The following is a 9,133-nucleotide window of genomic DNA, read 5'->3' on the forward strand; positions in this document are numbered from 1 at the left end:
CTTTTAATATAGTTTTTTACAGACAACTAAATATTGGCTAATTAAGTTCTTACACTAATTGTTTTAGGTGTTTCTTAATGCGCTCGTATAATTTTGGAAATAAACGGTCCAAGAGTTTCTACCAAACTGCCGCATAGTTTGACTACGAGAGATATGACATAACATATTCTCTCCTAATTTTAGGAGGAGTAAAATGAACTTACATGAAATGAAAGCTTCTATAAAAGCTGAAAAAGCAGATTTTTTAATTATTAACGGAAAAATTCTGAATGTTTTTACAAAAGAGATTATTGAGGAATCTATTGCTGTGACAAACGGGATCATCGTGGGTATTGGTGATTATGAAGGAAAAATAGTCATTGATGCGAAAGGGAAATACATTTCTCCAGGTTTCATCGACTCTCATGTTCATATAGAATCTTCAATGGTTACGCCAAAAGAATATGCTAGAACGATTTTGCCGCATGGTGTTACAACAGTTATCACTGATCCACATGAAATCGCAAACGTATCAGGTGTTGAAGGTATTCAATTTATGCTAGATGAATCGGATCACTTACCACTTGATGTTAGAGTAATGTTACCTTCATGTGTACCTGCCACATCACTAGAACGTGGTGGAGCAGTTTTATATGCCGATCATTTAGAGGCGTTTATGGAGCATCCAAGAGTACTTGGTTTGGCCGAAGTAATGGATTATCCTTCAGTCATGACTATGGAAAAACAAATGATGGATAAAATTCAATTAGCTCATAAATATCAAAAACCGATTGATGGTCATTTAGCTGGCCTCGGAAAAAATGAAATCAATACGTATGCTTATAGTGGGATTCTAACAGATCACGAATGCACTTCTGTAACTGAAGTAGTAGATAGACTCCGTGCAGGGATGTATGTTGCATTAAGGGAAGGTTCTGCAGCGAGAAATTTAATTGATTTACTACCTGCAGTCAATGAAAATAATGCGAACCGGATTATGTATTGTACAGATGACAAGCATTTAGATGACCTTTATAAAGAAGGTTCAATAGATTTTTGTATTCGTACAGCCATTGCATTTGGTATTCATCCAATTACTGCTTATTCTATGGCAACTTTACATCCCGCTCAATGCTATGGCCTTAAACAGAAAGGTGCGATTGCACCAGGTTATGAAGCCAATTTTGTTTTTATAAACGATTTAGAAAAAGTTGACATTACTGAAGTTTGGATCAAAGATCAATTTATTGTTTCAAATCAGAAATTAATCGAGTCAACAGTACAAAAAGATTCTAAAAATAACATTTCTACTTCTATAAGTTTAGGTGATATTAGATTAGAAGATTTTATAATTAGTTGTGATGGAATGAGTTACGCAAACATCATTGAAATCAATCCAAAAAGTATTGTAACTAGCCATATAGTGGAAAAAATAGCAAACTCTGATAATCAGCAATTTACTGCAAATGAGAAAGAAAATTTATGTAAAATTGCTGTTATAGATCGATACCATTCTGAAAAAGAAATTGGATTAGGCATCGTTAAAGGATTAAATTTAAAGGAAGGTGCGATTGCAACTACGATCGCACATGATTCACATCAATTGATAGTTGCTGGAATGAACGACGAAGATATGTTCTTAGCTGTCAAAACAGTAAAGGAAATGAATGGTGGTATTGTAGTTGTTGTAAACGGACAAATACTAGCTAAATTATCACTACCAATTGGCGGATTGATAAGTCTAAATTCAGCTGAAGAAGTCGAAAATGGATTAAATGTAATTGAAAAGGCCTTATTGAAGATTCGTCCTAATAATAATTTTAATGCATTTTTAACTTTATCATTTCTTGCTTTACCAGTCATACCAAGCATCAAAATTACTACTAAAGGATTATTTAATGTAAACACTTTTCAATTTATTCCTTTATTTATTCAAAATTAGATTAGATGAAAGACTCCATCATGGGGTCTTTTTTTGTTTTTAAATGTCTGTCTATAAATAATAAAAAATGTAAATTACTTATCACTGAAACTAGACTCATTCTCTAAATTGGGCATCTGTCTAGAACAAAATTGGGGAATTGACATAAGTTATAAGTGTAATAACTCATTACCTAAGTGAAGGAGGCAATACTCATGAAAGGTTACTCTCCATATTATGGTGGCGGTTGCGGTGGATGCGGCGGCGGATTCGCGCTAATCGTTGTATTATTTATTCTTTTAATTATCATCGGTGCAACATTTGTAAATCATCACTAAAAAACATTGAGCGTCAGCCACAGGAACCGACTAACAAATCGTTAGTCGGTTTCGTTTTTTACTTTTACTATTTCCTCATAGTTAGTAGAGCCCTTTCACCTTCTATTTATAAAATGCATATAAATAAGTAGGTATATAACTAGTAATCTCTTGCTCTTTAAATGACTGTCCTACAATGATAAAGGAGGACCTTAAGTGAAAAATCAACTTTATAAACCACAAAGGCATTGGAAAGACATACCTTTATGGAAAGATGTAACAGATGAACAATGGAATGATTGGCTTTGGCAGCTTACGAATACTGTGCGGACTTTAGACGATTTAAAACAAGTAATTGATTTAACAAAGGACGAAGAAGAAGGAGTTAGAATTTCAACAAAAACCATTCCATTGAATATTACTCCATATTATGCGTCATTGATGAATCCAACCGATCCAAGATGTCCTATTCGAATGCAATCAGTTCCAATTGGAAAAGAGTTAAATAAAACAAAATATGATGCAGAAGATCCACTTGGAGAAGATGATGATAGTCCTGTTCCTGGTTTAACTCACCGTTATCCAGATCGCGTTCTATTTTTAGTGACAAACCAATGTTCAATGTATTGTCGCTACTGTACTAGAAGACGTTTTTCGGGTCAGATTGGAATGGGTGTACCAAAAAAACAACTTGATGATGCTATTTCTTATATCCGTCAAAATTCAGACATAAGAGATGTTCTTATTTCAGGTGGAGATGGATTATTAATAAATGACAATATTTTAGAGTATATATTAAAAAATTTAAGAGCGATTGAGCATGTTGAAATCATTCGGATTGGAACAAGAGCTCCAGTAGTGTTCCCACAACGTATTACTGAAAACTTATGTGAAATTCTAAAAAAATATCATCCTATTTGGTTAAATACTCACTTTAATACGAGCATAGAAATCACAGAAGAAGCTAAAAAAGCATGTGAAATGTTAGTGAATGCAGGTGTCCCCGTAGGAAATCAAGCTGTTATTCTAACTGGCATTAACGACAGTGTTCCAATCATGAAAAAACTAATGCATGATTTAGTAAAAATTCGTGTGAGACCTTATTATATTTATCAATGTGATTTGTCTGAAGGAATTGGTCATTTTAGAGCACCAGTTGCGAAAGGACTAGAAATTATTGAAGGATTGAGGGGCCATACTTCAGGTTATGCAGTACCTACATTTGTAGTCGATGCTCCTGGTGGCGGTGGAAAAATTTCACTTCAACCAAATTATATTGTTTCACAAAGCAGTAAAAAAACTGTTTTACGAAACTTTGAAGGTGTCATTACTTCTTATCCAGAACCAGAAAATTATACAGAAGATACCGCTGAAGATTATTTCTCGCTTGTATATCCTGATTATTTACAAAAGGCAGCTAAAGTAGGGATTGCGAGTATTATGACCGATCAAGTGCAAAGTCTCATTCCAAAAGATTTAGAGCGAATGAAAAAAAGAGAGAAATACCAAGAAGATCCATCTCATAGTTCATTAAAAAATAAACGAGAAAAAAGAGATGAACTGAAGGAGAAAAAATTCAAAGCACAAATTCAAAAAATGGATGGAAGTGAAAAGAATGACGAATAATACGTTAAAATGTGACTGGTGTCAGGAGCATAATGTAAAAGAATTGAAATCTGTTGTACATTGGGAATTACCTGATGGGTCCCGCGCAATCACAATAACGAATGTTCCGTCGTTTTATTGTGAGCAATGTAAATTTACTTATCAAAAAGAAGATTTAGTAAAAACAATAGAAGATCAATTATTACTAATTTCTACTGAGTTACTTCCAGTTTCTGTTTCATTTGAAGAATTAATGAAGCAACCAAGATTACTAAAAAGAAATTATTTTGACTTCTCGTCATATAACTAGTATTTTTAATTTATAAATATGAGAAACGATTGAGGGAAAATCATGAAAAAGTCATTTTACCATTACATGATGAAACATAGGAACTATAAAGTACCAACAGATATTGGATTATTTGCAGATCATCTTTTTAATGATCACTCCTTTCCGAAACAAGCATTTGATTATGATGAAATTAGCTCATATTTAGAATTAGATGGCACTTATAACATGCCAATGAGCGTATTTGATCGAGCTTGGAATTTATATGAGGATGAAGAAAATTAAGATACAACATTGTTGTATCTTTTTTATTTGGTCAAATTCTGCTCTCGTTATATTCTTGTCGGAGCTAACCAGTCGCCTTCACTTTACAAACTGTCTAGTTCCAGCGACTTGCCCTTCGAGTCATAAGTCAAATCTCAAAAAGCAACTTTCATTGATCTTCGCCTTATGCTTGTCAGGGCAGAGCGAGTCGCTTCCGCTTTTCAAAATAGGCTATTCCCTTTTTTATTTGATTGGAAAATGACAGACAATTATTGTGCTTTTGCATAGTATACAGTAAAAACGTATGAGTCACGACGGATGGAGAAGGAGGTTAAAGAGGATGACAAAGAAAAAACAACCTAAATATAACGTAGATGATATTGTTGTAATAACGTTATATGGGACTGTCGGTAAGATTACAAATATCAAACTGATGGACGGCATATTTGTATACGAAGTGAATAATCATGATGGTTTGTATGTTGAAAATACTCTTCAGCTTCTGAATGAATATGATGGAAAAAAACTTGAAAAAGAGTGGATTGAGGTAAATTATTCATTTTCTTTTGGGGATTTAGTTCAGGTGAATGGATATGAAAAAGAGATTTTTCGTATAGTTGGTTATCGTACAGAGGTTTGGCGTTATAAAAATGATGCTTGGGAAGACACAATTTATGAACTTGCCCGTATAACAGATGGTGAATGGTTAGAAGCAGATGAGACTGATTTAACCTTAATTGCGACAGCACAAACAGCAAATACAATTCTAAAAAAACTTAGAAGTGATAAAAATGGCATTACAAAATTAGATTTAGAAAAGCTTCGTTCAATGAATGATTTTAATAAAAATAGAAATAAGACGACGAAATTAGAAATTATAGATGGGCTATTAGATATATATAATGATTATGCTGTTCTATATTCTATATTTCAAGATGAGGAATATAAAATCGTGATGGATCTTGTTTTAAAAAATTTAAATAAATTTTCAGAAAAGAAAACAAATTGAGAGAGGATATTCTACAATAATTGTAGAATTATATGAATCATAAAAGGTATGCCTAACCCTATTAAAATGAAAAAGATAACAGAAGTAAATTTTTCTACAGTTGCTTCAAATAATTCTTCATTAAACATTAGTTCTTTCATTTTTAAGCTTGAGTTTGATTGCTTGTCCACTTTTAACATTGATATCATTCTCCTTTAACATGTTTTATTTGAATATATGCTTGTCATTGTTGTATTATGCTAAAGGTTACATATTAATAATTTAGGTGCTTGGAAAGGTTTTTTTCATATTTTCTCATTTTTAACATATTAACTAGTAAGGGGTGATGCTAGTGAAAGAAATTGAAGTAGTTATTGATACGGAAGAAATTGCAGAATTTTTCTATCAACAGCTCATTCAGCGAGGATATGTGCCTGAGGAAGAGGAAATTGAAGAATTGGCCGATATTACTTTTGAATACTTATTGGAAAAATGTATGATTGATGAAATTGACGAAGAAGATGAATAGTCATGAAAGTGGCGACGGGTGCTCTCGTCGTTTTTCTCATTGTATTCAATAGTACAAGTAGGAGACCTATCTATTTTTTAGTCGGAGGAGTCTATGAAAAAAAATAATTGGATAACCGTTTTTACTGCAATTTTTTTATTTATTTTGTTAGGTTTTATTTATGAAACGAATATGGTCAAAACAATTGATGATGCACTTTTTGATTTTTTTGTTTCGGTTCGATCAGATGGGTTAGATTCATTTTGTTATTTTTTAAGAGACTTTGGTTCTTCTAAAATGTATCTAAGTTTTGCTGTAGTTTTATTAATTTTTTCTATTATTCGTAAACGTATTTGGACAGGGATTTACCTATTAATCACATTGCTAACTGCTAGATTAGTAGTTCAAATCGTCAAAGGAATCTATGAACGACCAAGACCAGCAGCAATGTATTATGTTGAGGACGGATTTAGTTTTCCAAGTGGTCATGCTGTAATGGCAACTAGCTTTTTCTTAACATTAAGTTTCATCTTGATCATCTTAGATACTAATTTATTAAAACAAAGAAAAATCATTCAAGTAACTGCTTTAGCCATTATTTTATTAATTTCATTTAGTAGAATTTATTTACACGTTCACCACTTTTCGGATATTGTCGCTGGATGGTTAGTCGGATATGCATGGTATAGCATTTGTAAAAATGTATTTGTCTTTTTACATGAGCGTAAACAAATTTAAATTTTGAACATCTTATTTGTTATATAGTTTATCTATATATCAAATAGGGTGTTTTTTAAGTTGAATATACAATGACACATAAATAAAAAAAAACATCTTTTATGGATAGCACCCAAAAGGACAATATCCTTGTTGTAAAAATAATGTATATCTAATCGTCGCATCAGTTGCTTTACCAAACTCTCTAGAACGAAACCCAAAGGTTATCACGACATGTACTTCATAAGGTGATTTGATTTGAGCGTGTGTATCAATTGTCGTTCTAAAGAACATACCTTCTTGGTCAGAAAATCCATAATCTATGCCACTTAACACAGTATTTGCTTGGTAAACTTTATATGGGTAAGTTTTAAAGACTCGAGTAATCGTTCTACAACGGTTATTTTTTCTGGGAATCTTACAACATCTTCTATCATGTTTAGCATATTACATCACCTCAAGTGATGTATATGCATCTATTCAAGTCCAAATTGCCTATAATCATGTAAAAAAACCTGCACTAATGATAAGAGCAGGTTTTTTATACCTAAATACTTTTCTATTTTACTGTATTACTCGAATTTCGTTAAAAATTCTTCAACTTGTTCTGGCGTTTTAGCATTGGCACTATGTAAGTGACCAATTTTTTCTCCATTTTGATAAACAAGTAAACTAGGAATTCCCATTACTTGTTGTTCGCTAGCTATTTCTGGGAACTCATCACGATCCATCGTATACCATTCGAAAGATGGATGCTCTTCAATCACTTCGCCTACAAATGCATCAAGACGTGAACAGTCTGGGCACCATGTCGCATAAAATTTTACGATTACAGGTTTTTCACTATTAATAACTTCCTCATATTTTTTAACATCAATAATTTTTTCCATAATTGCCTCCCTAGAATCTAATAATTATATTTTGAATGATATCTTATCGTATTTCAATTATTTTAACCACTATAATTCAATTTTTAAATTCAAGATGAAAAAAGCATACAAACGTTCGTATGTTGATGTAAAATAGAGTAAACTAGAAGTTCAAATGAGGTGTAAAAATGAAATTTATTCATACAGCAGATTGGCACCTTGGAAAAATTGTTCATGGTGTCCATATGACTGAAGATCAACGATATATATTACAAGAATTTATGAATATCATTGAAGAAGAAAATCCAGATGCAGTGATTATTGCTGGCGATTTATATGATAAAAGTATATCTCCAACTGAAGCCATCGAATTATTAAACGAAGTATTACATCAAATTGTTATAGAATTAAAAACACCGATACTAGCTATAGCTGGAAATCATGATAGTGCTGAACGAGTTGAATTTGGTAGCAGTTTTATGGAAAAAGATGGCCTTCATATTGTAGGGAAATTTCAAACTCCTTTTAAGAAGGTCATCATGAACGATGAATTTGGAGAAGTTCATTTTTATTTAATTCCTTATGTAGAACCAAGTATTGTACGTTATGTATTACAAAATGATGATATCCACTCACATGATGATGCGATGAAAGCAATCATTAATAAAATAAGAGATGAAGAGTTAGATTCATCTGCAAGAAATGTTTTTGTCGGACATGCTTTTGTCACGAATAATGGACAGCCATCTGATGAAGAAACTGAAGGCGAACGTACTTTAGCAATCGGTGGTGCTGAGTACGTATCTCATCATAATTTCCAACATTTCAATTACACAGCATTGGGTCACTTACATCGTGCTCATTTTGTTGGAAATCACTCTATTCGCTATTCAGGATCCCCTTTAAAGTACTCTCTTTCTGAGGAAAACCATAAAAAAGGATGTTTTATTGTTGAATTAAATGGTGAGGGTGAAGTATCTGTCACCAAAAAAGACTTTCATCCTAAGCGTGATTTAAGAACTGTAGAAGGAACGATTGAAGAAATTAGGAAGCATCCAATCAATGAAGATTATGTTTTCGTAAAATTGACTGATGAGCATATGGTCGTACAACCGATGGAACAAATCCGAACGGTTTATCCAAATGCTATGCATGTCAGCAGAAAAAGAATGAATGCTGAGAGTACAATTGAAAGTAAAAAAAACGTTGAAAAGCAATCAAAAAATCAACTTGAGCTATATCAATCATTTTATAAAGAAATGACAAATGATGAATTAAGTGAAGAAAATGAAGAATTTATGAAAGAAATACTACATGATATTTTTGTAAAGGGAGAATAAAAATGAGACCATTAGAAGTTATTTTACATGCATTTGGTCCATACAAGGACAAAATACATGTAGATTTTAATCAATTAAATGAAAAAGGATTATTTGCGATTACTGGTCCGACTGGAGCTGGAAAAACAACAATCTTTGATGGTATTTGTTTTGCGTTATACGGTGAAGCGAGTGGTGAAAACCGAAACGATCAAACTCTGTTGCGAAGCCATTTTGCAGACGATGAAGTATATACAAGTGTTGACTTAACATTTGAACTGAAAGGAAAGCACTACAATATCTTTAGGCAAAAGGGTCATCAAAAGAAACAAAATAAAGGTATTACAGGTGACAAAA

At 32.4% G+C, this 9,133-nt stretch carries 13 protein-coding genes and 1 riboswitch; of the genes, 10 read left to right on the forward strand and 3 right to left on the reverse strand.

Going from position 1 to position 9,133, the window contains the following annotated elements; translation table 11 throughout:
• The first annotated feature begins 63 nt into the window (after positions 1-63).
• Positions 64-165, forward strand: a riboswitch (purine riboswitch).
• A 28-nt stretch (positions 166-193) separates the two neighbouring features.
• The 6 genes from ade (at position 194) to yodN (ending at position 5,384) form a co-directional block, all read left to right on the forward strand.
• Complete coding sequence (gene ade / locus V7056_RS13370; protein ID WP_499702697.1) at positions 194-1,921, forward strand: adenine deaminase; 1,728 nt, start codon at positions 194-196, stop codon at positions 1,919-1,921.
• Positions 1,922-2,115: 194 nt separating this feature from the next.
• The gene (locus V7056_RS13375) at positions 2,116-2,238 is read left to right on the forward strand and encodes a YjcZ family sporulation protein (RefSeq protein ID WP_464961594.1); all 123 of its coding nucleotides are present in this window, start codon (positions 2,116-2,118) and stop codon (positions 2,236-2,238) included.
• 195 nt (positions 2,239-2,433) lie between these two features.
• Positions 2,434-3,843 (forward strand): lysine 2,3-aminomutase, encoded by a 1,410-nt coding sequence (kamA, locus tag V7056_RS13380; protein ID WP_499702699.1) that lies wholly within the window; start codon positions 2,434-2,436, stop codon positions 3,841-3,843.
• Positions 3,833-4,132 (forward strand): YokU family protein, encoded by a 300-nt coding sequence (locus V7056_RS13385; RefSeq protein WP_499702701.1) that lies wholly within the window; start codon positions 3,833-3,835, stop codon positions 4,130-4,132. The genes kamA and V7056_RS13385 overlap by 11 nt, the downstream gene beginning before the upstream one ends.
• Positions 4,133-4,174: 42 nt before the next feature.
• Positions 4,175-4,396: a YozE family protein gene (locus V7056_RS13390; RefSeq protein ID WP_499702703.1), complete on the forward strand. Its 222-nt coding sequence runs from the start codon at positions 4,175-4,177 to the stop codon at positions 4,394-4,396.
• 319 nt (positions 4,397-4,715) lie between these two features.
• Entirely contained in the window at positions 4,716-5,384 is a 669-nt protein-coding gene (gene yodN, locus V7056_RS13395; protein WP_499702704.1) for a germination protein YodN, read from the forward strand.
• An 11-nt stretch (positions 5,385-5,395) separates the two neighbouring features.
• Here yodN and V7056_RS13400 read toward each other — a convergent pair whose 3' ends face one another.
• Positions 5,396-5,563: a hypothetical protein gene (locus tag V7056_RS13400; RefSeq protein ID WP_158093123.1), complete on the reverse strand. Its 168-nt coding sequence runs from the start codon at positions 5,561-5,563 to the stop codon at positions 5,396-5,398.
• Positions 5,564-5,715: 152 nt separating this feature from the next.
• On the opposite strand from V7056_RS13400, the gene V7056_RS13405 reads away from it, so the two are divergent.
• Together V7056_RS13405 and V7056_RS13410 are read left to right on the forward strand one after the other, a co-directional pair.
• On the forward strand, positions 5,716-5,892 hold the full coding sequence (locus V7056_RS13405; RefSeq protein WP_087997714.1) for a YozD family protein: 177 nt from the start codon (positions 5,716-5,718) through the stop codon (positions 5,890-5,892).
• Positions 5,893-5,985: 93 nt separating this feature from the next.
• Positions 5,986-6,609: a phosphatase PAP2 family protein gene (locus tag V7056_RS13410; protein ID WP_499702706.1), complete on the forward strand. Its 624-nt coding sequence runs from the start codon at positions 5,986-5,988 to the stop codon at positions 6,607-6,609.
• Between the two features lie 99 nt (positions 6,610-6,708).
• Here V7056_RS13410 and V7056_RS13415 read toward each other — a convergent pair whose 3' ends face one another.
• Together V7056_RS13415 and V7056_RS13420 are read right to left on the reverse strand one after the other, a co-directional pair.
• The gene (locus V7056_RS13415) at positions 6,709-6,924 is read right to left on the reverse strand and encodes a hypothetical protein (protein WP_499702707.1); all 216 of its coding nucleotides are present in this window, start codon (positions 6,922-6,924) and stop codon (positions 6,709-6,711) included.
• Between the two features lie 236 nt (positions 6,925-7,160).
• Complete coding sequence (locus V7056_RS13420; protein ID WP_499702709.1) at positions 7,161-7,478, reverse strand: thioredoxin family protein; 318 nt, start codon at positions 7,476-7,478, stop codon at positions 7,161-7,163.
• A gap of 167 nt (positions 7,479-7,645) precedes the next feature.
• Between V7056_RS13420 and V7056_RS13425 the strand changes: the two genes are divergently transcribed.
• Both V7056_RS13425 and V7056_RS13430 read left to right on the forward strand, forming a co-directional pair.
• Positions 7,646-8,797, forward strand: a complete 1,152-nt coding sequence (locus tag V7056_RS13425; RefSeq protein WP_499702711.1) for an exonuclease SbcCD subunit D — start codon at positions 7,646-7,648, stop codon at positions 8,795-8,797.
• Positions 8,798-8,799: 2 nt separating this feature from the next.
• Positions 8,800-9,133 (forward strand): AAA family ATPase (locus V7056_RS13430; protein WP_499702713.1); only part of this gene is annotated, 334 nt, incomplete at its 3' end.

The organism is Bacillus sp. JJ664, from assembly GCF_036962205.1.
GTDB lineage: Bacteria > Bacillota > Bacilli > Bacillales > Bacillaceae_G > Gottfriedia.